Below are 14,160 nucleotides of genomic sequence, written 5' to 3'. Positions count from 1 at the left end.
GACCTCAGCCCCCAGCGCGGGCTGGCGGCGGTTCGAGACAACAGCCGGGAGTATACCACGCTGGGCGGCACTCTGACAAAAGGGCCTTCACGCTTCAGCGGGGAGCTGTGCGGTCGTGAACATAGCAGTAGGCCCAGGCCTCGCCCGGTTCCAGGCTGCGGATCACCGGGTGCGCGCTGGACTGGGCGTGGGCGGTGGCGTGCCTGTTGGGCGAGGAGTCGCAGCAGCCGGTGTGGCCGCAGGTCATGCACACGCGCAGGTGCACCCACGAGTCGCCCTGCGCCACACATTCTGGACAGGTGTCCAGGCTGTCCGGATGCACCACGGTGACGCTGTGGGCGTGGTCGCACATCTGCTGCTGCTCCGCGCTGAGGGTCATGGGCGGCGTGCTGGGCAGCGTCAGCAGGCCCAGCACGCCGCGCGCCACGGCGTCGGTACTCGTCAGGACGTGGGTGGCCCCCACGCCGCGCAGGGTGGCAATCTCGCCGGGTTCGTCGGTATGCGCCACGATGGTCAGCTCCGGATTCAGGGTGCGGGCCACGCCGATCACCCGCGCCGTCATCTCCGGGACGTCGTCGAGAACCACCAGCGCGCGGGCCGAGGCCAGCCCGGCGTCGCCCAGCAGCCCGGCGCGGGCATAGTCCCCGATGAGGACCGGATACCCGTGCGCGGTGACCTGCGCGGCCCCGTCCGGACTGAGGGTCAGCACCCCGAACGGGACCTGCTGCGCCGCCAGCCCCTTGACCAGCCGCCGCGCGTGGTCCCCGAAACCTGCCACCAGCACGTGCCCGCTCAGGTGCGCCAGCGGGGCCTCGGGGTTGGGCTCGGCCCGGGTGGGAGCCTCGGCGGGCGCGGCGGTAGGTGCGGGGCGCGCGCGGCCCAGGGCACCCAGGCGTTCGCCCAGGGTCGCCATGACCGGCGTGAGGGCCATGAGCAGCACCGTCGCGGCGATGAAGGTCTGGGTGCCCGTCTCGCCCAGGCCGGCCGGACTGAGGCCCAGCGCCCGCCCACTGCTCTCCAGCACGAACGAGAACTCGCCGACCTGCGCCAGCAGCCAGCCGGTCGCGGCGGCGGTCGCCAGCGGGAACCCCAGCAGCCGCACACTGAGGGCCGCCGCGAGCGCCTTGAGCACGGCGAAGACGGCCACGGCTCCCAGGACCAGGGGCAGGTGCGTCCACAGGAAACCCAGGTCGAGCTGCAAGCCCACCGACAGAAAAAACGCCGCGCTGAACAGGATCTGTAGGGGCAGGATTTCTCCGAAGGCCTGCTGCCCGAAACGGCTCTCACTGACGAGGAGCCCGGCCAGGAAGGCCCCGAGCGCCAGGCTGACCCCGGCCAGACTGGTCAGGTACGCCGTGGCGAAACACAGCGACAGTGTGCTGAGCAGAAAAATCTCCTGCGAGCAGGTGCGGGCCACCACCTCCAGCAGTTTCGGCACGACCCGCCGCGCCAGCAGCAGCACCGCCGCCACGATCCCCCCGGCCTTGAGCAGCGCCACGACCAGGCCGCCCGCCCCGCCGCCCTGTCCGGCGAGCATGGGCACCAGCAGCACCATGACCACCACCGCCAGATCCTGAAAGATCAGGATGCCCAGGCTGGCCTGCCCGGTCGGCGACCCCACCCCGCCGCGCGACTCCAGAATCTTGGTGACGATGGCGGTGCTCGACAGGCTGAGCAGAAAACCCGTGAACACGGCGTTGGGCAGGCTGACCCCGAAGGCCAGCAGCACGCCCGTGACCGCCGCGACCGTCAGGAGCACCTGAAGGCCGCCGCCCACGAAAATCAGCCGGAAGATGCGGGCGAGTTTGTCCAGGCTGAACTCGATGCCGATGGTAAAGAGCAGCAGCATCACCCCGATCTCGGATGCCGCGCCGATCAGGGCCGGGTCGTCGATGATGCCCAGCGCCGACGGCCCGGCCAGCACCCCCGCGAACAGAAACCCGATGATGGGCACCAGTCCCAGCCGGAACGATGCGAAGGCCGTGGCTCCTGCCACGAGCAGCAGCAGGGTCAGTTGCCCCATGAAGGCGGGCGGGCCGCTGGCATGACCTGCAGCGGGCGTGGCCGCCAGAGCAGAGGCCGACACAAAGGGCAGAAGCAGCAGAAACCAGGAAACGCGCATAGCCCATTGTGTGCCCTGGGGCCGTAGACCGTACCGCCCCCGCAGGCCTTCATGCTGCCCGCTGCGCGTCCGGGTCAACCGGCCCATGTACCGGTACCGGGGGTCTGCCTGCCCTAGATTGAACGGGTGAACGACACGTTGCTCACGACCTATACCCTGGCCGAGGGCCTGCACTGGCTGGACCTGATCGGGGTGCTGGCCTTTGCCATGTCGGGAGCACTGCTGGGCGTGCGTAAGCGGTTTGATCTGTTCGGCGTGCTGGTGCTGGGCGCAGTCACGGCGGTGGGTGGCGGCGCCATCCGCGACTCGCTGACCGGGCAAACCCCGCCGCTGTTTCTGCGTGACGAAACCTACCTCTGGACCGCGCTGCTCGGCGCGCTGCTGGCCTTCGCGTTCGGTGAGCGCCTCGCCCGGTTCGAGCGGACACTGAGCCTCTTCGACTCGGCGGGGCTGGCCCTGTTCGCCACGTCCGGCGCTCTGGGCGCCATCAAAATCGGGCTGGGGCCGCTGGGCGTGGTCTTTGCGGGCATGCTCAGCGGGGTGGGGGGCGGCATCATCCGCGACCTGATCGCCAACGAGGTGCCGGAAGTGATGTACCGCCGCGACCAGCTCTACGCGACTGCCGCCGCCGCTGGTGCCGGGGCGGTGTGGCTGCTCTCGCCGCACTTCACGCCCTTTCAGGCCCAGGCGGGCGGCGCGCTGCTCGTGCTGCTGCTGCGCTGGGTATCACGCCGCAAGTGGGTGCGCCTGCCGGTGCGCCGCCTGCCGGAGTAGCGACTTTTCAGAGCACAGCTTTCCTGTTCAATCCATTTTTACGAGCAAAGCGGGGGAAGCGAATCGTGTCAGGCTTCCCCCTACCCGTGTGGAGAGACCCGTGTGACCCTCTCCACTCAGGAGGCGTACTGGTCGCGCAGACGGTCGAGCAGGGGAACAAGGTGGGCGCGGCGGGACTCGGGCAGCAGCAGTTCGACGCCGATCAGGAAGTTGGCCGCTTCGTGTACAGGAACGGCACGCGGCTGGCAGCGGCTCATGCTGGCGGCGCGGGTCAGCAGGGCTTCTCCACCGGGGCCGAGGACTTCCAGGAGGCTGTCCCACAGCGGCGCGGTGTGGCCGCTCTCTGTAGGCAGCGCCGGAACCTGCACCGACAGCTCGGCCCACCCCTGCTGGTGCGCCCGGCTCGTGAGCTTGAGACAGACCTGAAGCGGCAAATGCAGCAGCTCGGCCACCTGCGTCACCGTGCGCTGGCCGTCACAGGCCCGCAGCAGCTTCCGGCACCAGTAACACGACACGTCGGCGCCTGCGCGGGGCCGCACCACAGCCTGAGCGAGAGCGGAAGTGGGGGCGGACGCGGTCAGAAGCTGGGTCATCACGTGAACTCCTCGGCACACGGGAAGGGGCAGACAGGAAGATCAGGAAGAAAGGAAGAAAGTGCAGCGGAACTTGAATCAATGGCTTTAATGAATCCTAAGTTTTTACCCGTAGAACGGCGGCGACAAATTTCACATTTTCTGCTCCCCCCCATTGGGTGGGGGTCGGCCAAAGGGGCAAGTGCCGGGTGCGTCCCGACTCACCAGTTTCAGTGGTCGGCGGGCCGTGTCCAGCTATCGTGGCAGGTCACCGTGTCGGCGCGGGGGTCACGTTAGACTGCCGCCATGACGAACAACTTCGACTATGACGTGCTGGTCATCGGCGCTGGCCCTGGCGGCTACCACGCGGCCATTCGCGCTTCCCAGCTCGGCCTCAAGGTGGCGTGCGTGGAGCGCGGCGCGGTGGGCGGGGTGTGCCTGAACATCGGCTGCATTCCCACCAAGGCCCTGCTGCACGCCGCCGAGATGGTTCACGCTTCCCACCGGGCCGCCGAATTCGGGCTGACCTTTGCCGACACCAACCTCAATATCGCCAAGCTCAACGGCTGGAAAGACGGCATCGTCAAGAAGCTCACGGGGGGCGTCTCGGGGCTGTTCAAGGCCAACAAGGTCACCCTGCTGACCGGACAGGCGAGCTTCGTGGACGACCACACCGTGAGCGTGGACGGCAAAAACTACACCGCCGCCCACTTCATCATCGCCACGGGTTCCGACCCCGCCAAGCTGCCTGGGCTGGACGTGGATCAGGACAGCATCGTGGACAGCACCGGCGCTCTGGTGATGCCCGACCCCGTGCCCGCGCGGATGCTGTGCGTGGGCGGCGGCGTCATCGGCTTCGAGTTCGCGCAGGTGTACAACAACCTCGGCTCCAAGGTCAAAATCATCGAGTTCCTGCCCACCGTGATTCCGGGGGCCGACGCCGACGCGGTGAAGGAATTTGCCAAGGTCATGAGCAAGCAGGGCATCGAAATCGTGACCCAGATGAAGGCGAACCGGGCCGAGAAAAAGGCGGACGGCGTGCACGTCGAGCTGGAAAACGTCAAGACCGGCGAAAAGACCACCGAAGTCTTCGACCGCGTGCTGGTCGCCGTGGGCCGCCGCCCGCGCACCGATGGGCTGAACGCCGAAAAAGCGGGCGTGACCGTGACCGAGCGCGGCTTCATCCCCGCCGACAAGCAGCAGCGCACCAACGTGCCGCACATCTTCAGCATCGGGGACGTGGCGAGCAACCCCATGCTGGCGCACAAGGCCATGAAAGAGGGTCTGGTCGCCGCCGAAGTGATTGCGGGCAAGCCTGCCGAGCAGGACGCCGTCGCCATTCCGGGTGTGGTGTACACCAACCCCGAACTCGCCTGGGTGGGCCTGACCGAGCAGGAAGCCAAGGACAAGGGCTACGAGGTCAAGACCGGCGTGTTCCCCATGAGCGCCTCGGGCCGCGCCATGACGCTGCAATCCACCGACGGCTTCGTGAAGATGGTCGTGGAGAAGGACACCGACCTGCTGCTGGGCGTCCACATCGTCGCGCCGCACGCGTCGGACATGCTGGCGGAAGCGGGCCTGGCTCTGGAAATGGCCGCCACCGCCACCGACATCTCGCTGACCATCCACGCGCACCCCACGCTGGGCGAAAGCATGCTGGAAGCGGCGGAAGCGGCTCACAAGCAGGCGATTCATATCGTTAATCGCTGAGGGTGGATGGCAGAAGGCAGAAGGCGGATAGCAGATGGCTGATGGCCGAAAGCTCTTTGCCATCTGCTTTCAGCCATCAGCCATCTGCAAAAAAAGGAAGCGCCCCGCCAGTTTGCCCGGCGGGGCGCTTCTCTGCGGTCTCTCAAATGCGCTGGCGGCGACCCTTGACCTTGCTGTACAGGCTCAGGGCCAGCACGCCCAGTCCCAGCAGGCCCAGCACGGCCAGAACCGGCATGAAGACCGCCAGCACGCTCAGGGTCAGGCTTCCGGCGTCCTCGGCGGCGCTGACCACCGGGTTGCCGAGGCCCGCCGTGGTGGCGGTGGCCACAGGACGCACCGCCGTGCGGGTCGCGTGGACGCCGCCCGCCACCAGCAGGCCCAGCACGGCGCTCACGGCGGGGGGCACGTCGGCCACGCCCATCTGCGAGGCGGCGAGCACCGCGCCCGCGCCCGTATTGATGACCGACCCCGCCACATGCAGCGCGTGGTCCACTCCCGGAATCTTGTCGCCCACGAAGTCCAACGCGGCCAGCAGGCCGACCAGCACCATGAAATAAGGGTTGGAGAGAATGTCGAACGGCCCGTTCAGATCCATGTAACCGAGGCGGTTCATCAGCCCGACGATGAGCAGCGGAATGTAGGCGTTCAGGCCCGCTGCACCCGACAGGCCCAGCGCAGAGAGCAGACCGGAGAAGAGTTCCATACCGCACCTGAATACGCGCGGCGGGGCGAAAAGTTGCGCGGCTCACCTTGAGTCAGCCTTGAGGCTCCCCCAATTCCGGGTCAGCTACGTTCCGGGTCAGCTTCGGCGGGCGGCACAGGAGGCGGAGGCGGGGGCTTGGGCCGCAGGTCGGTGCCGTTGTAGGCCTGCTGCGCCTCGGGAAGGCCCTGCGCGGCCCACATCTCCGCCGCGCCTGCGCCCAGCCGCACCAGTTCGGCCAGCGTCTCCCGTTCTTCCTCGCGCCACTTGCTCAGCACCCAGTCGGCGGGGTCGCGTCCGGCAGGGGGGCGGGAAATGCCGATTTTCAGCCGGGGAAAACGGTCATGGCCCAGCCGGGCGATGATGTCGCGCACCCCGTTTTGCCCGCCGTGCCGCCCGCCCATGCGGAACCGCAGCAGCCCGAACGGACTGTCGAGGTCGTCCTGCACGACCAGCAGGCTCTCGCCCTCCAGTTTGTAGAACGACATCAGCGGCCACACGGCCTTGCCCGAGGTGTTCATGAACGTCTGCGGCTTGACCAGCAGCACCTTCTCGCCGGGCAGCCCGCCCAGCCGCACCTCGCAGACCTCGGCCTCGCCGTCCTTGCGCCACTGCCCCCCGGCCCGCCGCGCCAGTTCGTCCACGACCAGCCAGCCCACGTTGTGCCGGGTCTGCGCGTATTTTTCGCCCGGATTGCCCAGACCGACAATCAGTTTCATGCCTGGGCGCTGTTCAGGAGTTCACGCCAGCGGGCTTCGGTTTCGCGCACTTTGGCGTCGTCCTTGGCGCGGGCGTAACCCCGGCGGAACTCGGCGAAGTTGGTGTCGGTGTCGGAAAACAGCAGCCCCAGCGCAAACTTCACGTCGGTCACGTTCTGCTCGGTCAGGGTCTTGTCCTTGGCGTCCAGCACTTCATCCAGCGTCGCCATCAGGCCGGAGACGGGACGCAGCCACTGAAAGGCGGGGTCGTTCACGACCAGGCTGTAGAGCTTGTAGGGGCCGTCAACCGGGCCGTACAGGAACTCGTATTCGCCCTTGGCGAAGTCCAGCAGGGCGGAGTGGTAGTGGCGCAGGGCCTTCGCGAGGGCGTCCAGTTTGGTCCGAATGGCGGCGTCGGAAGAAGTCATGGCTCAAGGATAGGCGTTGCAGGTGAGGGGCAATTTGATTTCAGGACAAATTGTTCAGCGCGGACAGGTCGAGCCGGTCCTTCTCGCGCCGTTCCGCACCGTAAAAGGCACGACCACACGCCTTTATCTCGGCGGGGTGAGTGTCCGGACTCCCTGAACAACATGCGGGGGCTGGAAGCCGGGAGGCCACCGGAGGCCCGCAAGTACGCCCGGGGTGCGCGGCGGGATGCAGCCCGGCGTTGAGGATGCCTGCCGGGGAGACAGGAGCGGCGAAGGTGCCTGGGGGCCGCATCTTGTACGTGTTTTCGGGGAGGCATACCAGCACTGGTATGTCAAGCCGTTGCCGGGGTCCGGGCGCGGTGCTACAGTCAGGCACCGAAGCACCTCCGGCTGCTTGACTCGTGACCACCAGCTTAGGCCCTGCTGTCCTTTCCCGCAAAGAGACGGGGGGGCTGCCCTGCCGGGCTGCGGCGCTGTGGGTCGGCCCTCTCCGTGTCTACTCTTCACCCTTCCCTCTTTCACGCCTCTCCCTTTTCTCTTTCCTTTTGCAAGGAGTCCCATGACCACTGCCCGCACCCCCTCGGCCCGCCCTGACAAGACCGCCCAGCACTTCGACGACAACGCGCAGCACATCGCGCGGCGGCAGTACCTGCAAGAAGGCGACGGCGACCTCAGCGGCATGTTCTGGCGCATCGCCGACTGGGTGGCCGGGGCCGAGGCGCCCGGGGCGCGGCAGGACTGGGCGCAGAAGTACTACGACCTGATGGCGGAAAAGAAGTTCTGCCCCGGCGGGCGGGTGCTGGCGGGCGCGGGCACGCAGCACGGCAACGTGCTCAACTGCTTCGTGCAGGGCGCCACCGAACACGACCCCAGCTCCTTTGAGGGCGTGATGGAAGTCGCCAGAAAGCTGGCGCTGGTGACCAAGGTGGGCGGCGGCAACGGCGTGAACCTCGACGTGTACCGCCCCCGCGCCCGCAGCAGCCGCAGCGACAACGGCGTGCGCGGCTGGGTCTACATGAGCGCCGAACACGCGGACGTGCAGGACTTCATCGAGGGTCTGATGCGCCCGCCCACCCAGCCCGACGGCGAAAAGCAGCCGGTGGCGGTCCGCAACTGGACCCGTGTGGTCTACGGACAGGCCATCGCCCCCGAACTGGTGGCGAGTGCGCGGGCCAACGGCGTGCAGATCGTGCGCACCCTGCCCGAAGGCGTGCAGGTCGTGCCCGACGACATGGGCGGCATCATCGACGCGGCGCGGGTGGTGGCCGAAACCGCCAAGCTGGGCATCGAGCCGCGCATCGACCTGAGTGCCATGCGGCCCGAGGGCGCCGAGATCAAGGGGTCGGGCGGCACCAGCAGCGGGCCGGTCAGCTTCCTGATGGAGATTTTCGACAACTTCATCGAGTGGGCCAACCGGGGCGGCGAGGACAGCGGACCGATCAACACGCTGCGCTACGTGTACGCGCCGGTGCTGCGGGTCGTTCGTCAGGGCGGCACGAGGCGGGGCGCGGGCATGGCGACCATCTCCATCGGGCATCCCGACGTGCTCGATTTCCTGACCGCCAAGGACCTCGACCGCGAGGCCGCCGAGGGCGACATCTCCACCTTCAACATCTCGATTCTGGTGGACACGCACTTCTGGGAAACGCTGGAACAGGACGGCATCTGGGCCATCGAGGCGCAGGACGTGCCCGGCAAGTACTCCCTCGCGCCCCAGAGCGGGGAGTACGCGGGCACCCTCTCCGACCTGCCCGAGCGTGCCGAGGACGGGGCCAAAGGCGTGCCGGTCTATGGCGGCGGCATTCCCGCCCGCTGGCTGTGGGACCAGATCGCGCAGCACGCCTGGAGCACCGGCGAACCGGGACTGATTTTCAACGACCGGGTCAACGAATACTCGGCGCTGAAGAACCTGGGGCAGCGGTACGAGATTCGCAGCACGAACCCTTGCGGCGAAATCCCGCTGACCGTCGGCGAACCCTGCGACCTCGGGGCCATCAACCTCGCCGCTTACGTCAGGGACAGCCAGTTCGACTTCGCCGCGTTCCGGGCCGACGTCAAGACCTGCGTCCGGTTCCTCGACGACGTGCTGGACGTGAACGTCTTTGCCCTGGAAGACAACCGCGTGGCCTCGCAGGACCTGCGCCGCCTGGGTCTGGGCGTGATGGGACTGGCCGACGCCCTCATCAAGATGGGGCTGCGCTACGACTCCGAAGCCGGACGGAAGGCGATTTACGACATCATGTCGGCGCTGCGCGAGGAAGCGGTGAATGAGAGTGAGCGGCTGGGCCAGGAGCGCGGCGTCTACCCCGTCTACCAGCGTCACGAGGGGCAGATTCCCCACGCGCCCCGGCGCAACGTCGCCGTGCTGACGGTGGCCCCCACCGGCACGACCTCCATGCTGATGGGCGTGTCGTCGGGCATCGAACCGGTGTTTTCGCCGTTCATCTGGCGCAAGATCGGCAGCGAGTACCGCGCCCTGCTCGCGCCGCTGTTCGTCGAACTCCTCGAAACCTACCCCGCGCCGGGGGGGATGGGAAAGGATGGCGGCTGGGACTGGGACAAGGTCACCGAGGCCGTGTCCGAGAACCACGGCAGCGTGGTGGGCCTGAGCTTCATTCCGGACGCGCTGCAACAGGTGTTCGTGTGCGCCCACGACATTTCGCCGGTGGACCACGTGCGGATGCAGGGCACCGTGCAGCGGGCCTTCGACGACGGTGGGCAGCACGCCGCCAACTCCTTAAGCAAGACCATCAACCTGCCCAACTCGGCCAGCGTGGACGACGTGAAATCGGCCTACGAGGAAGCGTACCGGACCGGCTGCAAGGGCATCACCGTCTACCGCGACGGTTCCCGGCAGTTCCAGGTGCTCTCCACCAGCAAGAAAAAGGCCAAGAAGGAAGAGTCGGAGGGCGAAAAGCCCCAGGCAGAAGGCCAGAAGACCGAACCCGCCGCGCAGCCTTCCGCCCCCAGCTCTCAGCCTGCGGCGGCCCCCCAGCCCCGCTACGAGCGCCCCGCCCGTCTGCGCGGCGTGACCGACATGGTCAAGCTGACCGACCCCACCAGCGGGCACCGCCGCTCCTTCCTCGTGACGGTCAACGAACTGGAAGGCAAGCCCGTCGAGGTCATGGTCATCTCGGGCCGCGCCGGGGACGAGGCCAACGCCGACTCCGAGGCGCTGGGCCGCGTGGTCAGCATCGCCCTGCAACACGGCGTTCCGGCGCAGGCACTGGTCCACACCCTGCGCGGTATCAACGGTGGTCTCTACGGCAGCTACAACGGGCGTCTGGTGGGGTCCAAGGCTGACCTGATCGCGGTGGCGCTCGACACCTTCCAGAAGGACCTGGCCGCCGCACCGCTGCCGCCCCTGGCCGGGGGAAGCGGCGACGTGGCCCACGGTGCGGCCCCCGGCGCCCCCGAAGCAGTCAGCGCGGGCGTAAGCGTGGACGGCATGCAAAAGGAAAAATGCCCGGTGTGCGACGCCAGAGCCGTCATCCGTGAGGAAGGCTGCCTGAAGTGCCAGGCCTGCGGCTACAGCAAGTGCGGGTGAGGTGAACTGGGGGGCTGCGGCCCCTCTTTTTGTAGTTGGCTGAGGATACGCTGCCCTCACGGAAATTCATGGAGCGACCTTTGCGAATCAGCCTCGACACCAACATTTTGATTGGCATCTTGAGCGGGACCCCTGAAGGCCATATCGACGATGCCTCCATACGGCAAGGGCAAGACGATGGGCACGACTTCCTCGTGTGTGGGGTCGTCTACACCGAGCTGATGGCCCATCCGGGAATGGACCGCACCACCCTGGACGCTGCCCTGCTTTCAGGCGGTGTAGAGGTCGATTTCGAGACGCCGCCAGAGGTGTATCTCACCGCCGCCGATGCCAACCGTGCTTACGCCGAGCGACGCCGACGAAGTGGCGATAAGAAGGAGCCTCGCCGTGTCGCTGCCGATTTCCTCATCGGTGCCCATGCGCTCTGCCGTGCCGATGGCCTGATGACGCGCAATCCTGGCGACTTCAAGGACATTGCAGTGACACTCATTGTTCCAGAAGCGGAAGGGAAGCGTTAAAGCTGTTCTGGCAAGGCCTGCCCCGGCTTAAGCCACACGATGTCCTGGGCAGGCGTCGGCTCTTCAGTTTCCTCTTTTCCACGAAGCTCACGCATAAAGGCCTCTACCGTCTGACCGTCCGGCAGCGGAGCAATCCCTAACCACGCACGGTGAGAGGACGTGACCAGGCGGCGTAGAGTAACCCGGTCATCTTCCACGACAATTTCCACCGGGCTACCCTGCGACAGCTGCAAGGTCTGTAACACGTCGTCCGGCAGGCTGATTTGTCCGTCCTCTCCCACAATGCGCCGAGTGATGCTCGTCATGGCCAGGTCCTCCTTATCGCGTTGCCCAGTTTAGCGTCTTCCCACTTCACCTTCCTCGCCCACCCCTACCCTGTCTCCATGACCCAACCTCTCCCCCTGACCCCCGAGGGCCTGACCCGACTCCAGGCGGCGCTGGAGCGTGAGCAGGCGCGGCGGGACGAAGCGCGGCGCGTGGTGCAGGAACAGATGGAGGCCAACGAGAACGAAAGCCTTGACCTCGCGGCGGCGCAGGAGGCGCTGAGCGGGGCAGAAGCCCGCGTCGGAGAACTGGAAGACCAGTTGGCCCGCGCGGTGCTTCTCGCGCCCAGTGGGGGCACGCGGGGCCAGGCCGCGCTGGGGTCACGGGTGCGCCTGCTCCATGTGGACCTGGGGCGGGAGCTGCCGCTGCAACTCGTGAGCGCGGCGGAAGCGGCGGCGGGTCCGGGAGAACACGGCGCAGCACTCGTCAGCAGCGAGAGTCCGGTGGGCCGGGCGCTGCTGGGCCGCCGCGCGGGAGACGAGTTTGCGGTGGACCTGGGGCGGGTGCAGGCCCGCTACCGGGTGCTGACGGTGGAGGACTGACCCGCCGGGTCTGGGCCTCTGTCGCCAAACGCCTGTTTGGTCAGGGAAAAGGCGTGCTAGTCTTCGCTGAACGCGCTGCGGCGCCTGCGTCCCCCGACCTATGACCGACACTGCCAAACCCCGCCGCGAACAGATTCACGATGTCGCCAGCCGCCTGTTTTCCGAGCGCGGATACCACGCCACCTCCATGCGCGACCTCGCCGGTGAGCTGGGCATGCAGGGCGGCAGCCTCTATGCCCACATCAGCGGCAAGGAGGAACTGCTCATCGAAATCGTGCGCGGGGCCTCGCAGCAGTTCGACGACGCGCTGTTCTCGTTGCGGGACCTCGACCTGCCTGCCGAGCAGAAACTGCGTGAGGCGATGTTTCGTCACATTCGCGTGGTGGCCGACAACATGGACAGCGCGACGGTGTTTTTCCACGAGTGGAAGCACCTCTCGGCCGAGCCGTATGCGCGGGTGGTGGCCTGGCGCGACACCATCGACACCTTTTACCGCGAACTGGTCGCGCAGGGCGTTCAGGACGGGTCGTTTCGTTCCGACCTCGACATTCGGGCGACCGCCACGCTGATTCTGTCCAGCGTGAACTGGACCTACACCTGGTACCGTCCCGGAGGCTCCCTGTCCCCGCGTGACGTGGCCGAGCAGTTTGCCGACATGCTCCTGCGCGGCCTGAGGGCAGACGGCCCGGAGGCAGGTGAGGCCCCATAGCCGTTCCGCCCACCGTCACCGTCCGGCTGCGCGACGCCCTGCGCCATGCCCAGAAGCGAGCCGCCGAGCTGGGGCGCACCCAGCAGCTCGAAATCGGCGAGGACCTGTTTATCCGCATCGGCCCGGGGGGGCGCAAGTTCCTGCTGTTCGGGCTGGGCAGCGAGCCGACGCCGCAGCAAGCCCAGGACATCGCCGCCGCGCTGGAACTGCGCGACCCGGCGTACGGCTGGCATCAGGGCGCGACCCTGCGCTCGCTGACGGTGGTGGAACCCGGAGCGGAGGCTGCGCAACCCGAAGAACCCGCGACAGGCTGACAGCCCTGTGGCCGACCCGGACGACTGTGCCGGAGATATGCAGCCGGAGGTACGCAGAACGAAAAAGGGGCGGCCCCACACGGAGCCGCCTCTTTCGGTTGTGGTTCAGGCCTTGGGGCTGGTGCCCTCGAAGGTCGCCTTGAACTTCTGGAGATCTTCGGCAATCTGCTGGCTGGGTTCCTCGCCGAACAGCTTGGCGACGGCGGCGCCCAGCGCACCCGCGGGCGGACGGTAGCTCAGGGCCACATGCACGCGGGTCTTGCCGTCGGGCAGGCTCTCGAACTGCACGCTGCCCGCGTTGTCCACCGTCGCGCCGGGCAGCGAGTGCCAGCCGATGCGCTCGCCGGGCTTGTCGTTGACGATTTCGGCTTCCCACTCGACGTGGGTGCCCAGTGGCGCCTTGGCGACCCAGCGGCTGCGCTTGTCGTCAAGGACGGTCACGCTCTCGAGGTGGCTCATGATCTGGGGCAGGTTTTCGAGCTTGCGCCAGTAGTCGTACACCGCCTGCGCGGGACGGTCGATCACAACCGAGTGCTCCACGAAAATCGGTTTGGCCGCTGCCGCGTTGCCGCTCAGGCCCGCCGCTTCCATCACAGGGTCTTTGCCGGTCGCCGCTTTGTAGGCGAGGTAGCCACCGCCCACGGTCATCAGCAGGCCCAGCACGCCGCGCTTTTTCAGTCCCATCATCAGCAGGGCGCCGCCCGCCGCACCGCTCACCACGCGGTTCTGGTCCATTCCGGCCATCACATCGTTTTTGGTCATAGTTTTACCCTCCTGCTCCTACTCTAAAACCAGAACCCCGGTCAGGTGTCCGGGTGAAGTCTTTACCAACCCCCCGGCACCGGCTGTGCGGGGTCTGCTCAGGCGCCCGACTGGAAGCGCCCGCTCACTCCTGCCCGGTCGGGACCCCCTGCTGCGCGTGCTGCTCGGTGACTTCCTGCGTCTGAGCGCGGTCCTGGGGCGCCACCGGGCCTCCCTGCATATTGGGGTCGAGGTTGGTGTTCGCCCCGTGCGTTTCGGTGGCGCTGCCGGTGGTCGTTTGGCTGGTGCTGAGGGTGCTGCTCGGCTTGCCTTCGCCCATCTGAACTTCCTCCTTGTCGTGAGGCTTCATTGTGCCGCGCAGTGGGGCAGAAAAGAAAAAACCAGCTTGAGGAAACGCTTTCCCTGTGGCGTCACGGTCTCTGCCCCTTTCTCCACACCCA

14 protein-coding genes are annotated in these 14,160 nt (G+C 67.2%); 6 read left to right on the top strand and 8 right to left on the bottom strand.

All coding sequences use genetic code 11. The features are described from left to right. Positions 1–94: 94 nt before the first annotated feature. Positions 95–2,122: a cation:proton antiporter domain-containing protein gene (locus G6R31_RS13025; protein WP_025567362.1), complete on the bottom strand. Its 2,028-nt coding sequence runs from the start codon at positions 2,120–2,122 to the stop codon at positions 95–97. Between the two features lie 126 nt (positions 2,123–2,248). Between G6R31_RS13025 and G6R31_RS13020 the strand changes: the two genes are divergently transcribed. After that, positions 2,249–2,896, top strand: coding sequence for a trimeric intracellular cation channel family protein (locus G6R31_RS13020; protein WP_017870702.1), 648 nt, complete (start codon positions 2,249–2,251; stop codon positions 2,894–2,896). A 116-nt stretch (positions 2,897–3,012) separates the two neighbouring features. Here G6R31_RS13020 and G6R31_RS13015 read toward each other — a convergent pair whose 3' ends face one another. Next, a complete protein-coding gene (locus tag G6R31_RS13015) occupies positions 3,013–3,489 on the bottom strand; it encodes a hypothetical protein (RefSeq protein WP_017870701.1) in 477 nt (158 codons plus the stop codon). A 285-nt stretch (positions 3,490–3,774) separates the two neighbouring features. Here G6R31_RS13015 and lpdA point away from each other — a divergent pair, with 285 nt between their 5' ends. Then, positions 3,775–5,178: a dihydrolipoyl dehydrogenase gene (gene lpdA, locus G6R31_RS13010; RefSeq protein WP_017870700.1), complete on the top strand. Its 1,404-nt coding sequence runs from the start codon at positions 3,775–3,777 to the stop codon at positions 5,176–5,178. Between the two features lie 142 nt (positions 5,179–5,320). On the opposite strand, the gene G6R31_RS13005 is transcribed toward lpdA, so the two are convergent. The 3 genes from G6R31_RS13005 to G6R31_RS12995 all read right to left on the bottom strand — a co-directional run bounded on the left by G6R31_RS13005 (position 5,321) and on the right by G6R31_RS12995 (position 7,004). Next, complete coding sequence (locus tag G6R31_RS13005) at positions 5,321–5,881, bottom strand: DUF4126 domain-containing protein (protein ID WP_017870699.1); 561 nt, start codon at positions 5,879–5,881, stop codon at positions 5,321–5,323. Positions 5,882–5,961: 80 nt separating this feature from the next. After that, positions 5,962–6,597, bottom strand: coding sequence for an aminoacyl-tRNA hydrolase (gene pth / locus G6R31_RS13000; RefSeq protein WP_017870698.1), 636 nt, complete (start codon positions 6,595–6,597; stop codon positions 5,962–5,964). Then, positions 6,594–7,004 carry a hypothetical protein gene (locus G6R31_RS12995; protein WP_017870697.1) on the bottom strand — a complete coding sequence of 137 codons (411 nt, stop codon included), beginning with the start codon at positions 7,002–7,004 and terminating at the stop codon, positions 6,594–6,596. The genes pth and G6R31_RS12995 overlap by 4 nt, the downstream gene beginning before the upstream one ends. Positions 7,005–7,563: 559 nt before the next feature. Between G6R31_RS12995 and G6R31_RS12990 the strand changes: the two genes are divergently transcribed. Both G6R31_RS12990 and G6R31_RS12985 read left to right on the top strand, forming a co-directional pair. Further along, positions 7,564–10,551, top strand: coding sequence for an adenosylcobalamin-dependent ribonucleoside-diphosphate reductase (locus G6R31_RS12990; protein WP_017870696.1), 2,988 nt, complete (start codon positions 7,564–7,566; stop codon positions 10,549–10,551). A gap of 80 nt (positions 10,552–10,631) precedes the next feature. After that, on the top strand, positions 10,632–11,069 hold the full coding sequence (locus G6R31_RS12985) for a type II toxin-antitoxin system VapC family toxin (protein ID WP_152524811.1): 438 nt from the start codon (positions 10,632–10,634) through the stop codon (positions 11,067–11,069). Here G6R31_RS12985 and G6R31_RS12980 read toward each other — a convergent pair. After that, on the bottom strand, positions 11,066–11,374 hold the full coding sequence (locus G6R31_RS12980) for an AbrB/MazE/SpoVT family DNA-binding domain-containing protein (protein ID WP_017870694.1): 309 nt from the start codon (positions 11,372–11,374) through the stop codon (positions 11,066–11,068). The two genes, G6R31_RS12985 and G6R31_RS12980, sit on opposite strands and share 4 nt — an antisense overlap. Positions 11,375–11,452: 78 nt before the next feature. On the opposite strand from G6R31_RS12980, the gene G6R31_RS12975 reads away from it, so the two are divergent. Next, positions 11,453–11,935 (top strand): GreA/GreB family elongation factor, encoded by a 483-nt coding sequence (locus G6R31_RS12975; RefSeq protein WP_017870693.1) that lies wholly within the window; start codon positions 11,453–11,455, stop codon positions 11,933–11,935. Positions 11,936–12,035: 100 nt separating this feature from the next. Continuing rightward, positions 12,036–12,644, top strand: coding sequence for a TetR/AcrR family transcriptional regulator (locus tag G6R31_RS12970; RefSeq protein ID WP_017870692.1), 609 nt, complete (start codon positions 12,036–12,038; stop codon positions 12,642–12,644). Between the two features lie 419 nt (positions 12,645–13,063). Here the strand turns inward: G6R31_RS12970 and G6R31_RS12965 are convergent, their stop codons facing one another. Both G6R31_RS12965 and G6R31_RS12960 read right to left on the bottom strand, forming a co-directional pair. After that, positions 13,064–13,720, bottom strand: coding sequence for an SRPBCC family protein (locus G6R31_RS12965; protein WP_017870691.1), 657 nt, complete (start codon positions 13,718–13,720; stop codon positions 13,064–13,066). 124 nt (positions 13,721–13,844) lie between these two features. Beyond that, a complete protein-coding gene (locus G6R31_RS12960; protein WP_017870690.1) occupies positions 13,845–14,069 on the bottom strand; it encodes a hypothetical protein in 225 nt (74 codons plus the stop codon). Positions 14,070–14,160 lie beyond the last annotated feature (91 nt).

The organism is Deinococcus wulumuqiensis R12 (assembly GCF_011067105.1).
GTDB classification, from domain to species: domain Bacteria; phylum Deinococcota; class Deinococci; order Deinococcales; family Deinococcaceae; genus Deinococcus; species Deinococcus wulumuqiensis.
The sequence above is the reverse complement of the archived record's forward strand: the minus strand, read 5'-3'. Positions and strand labels throughout refer to the sequence as shown.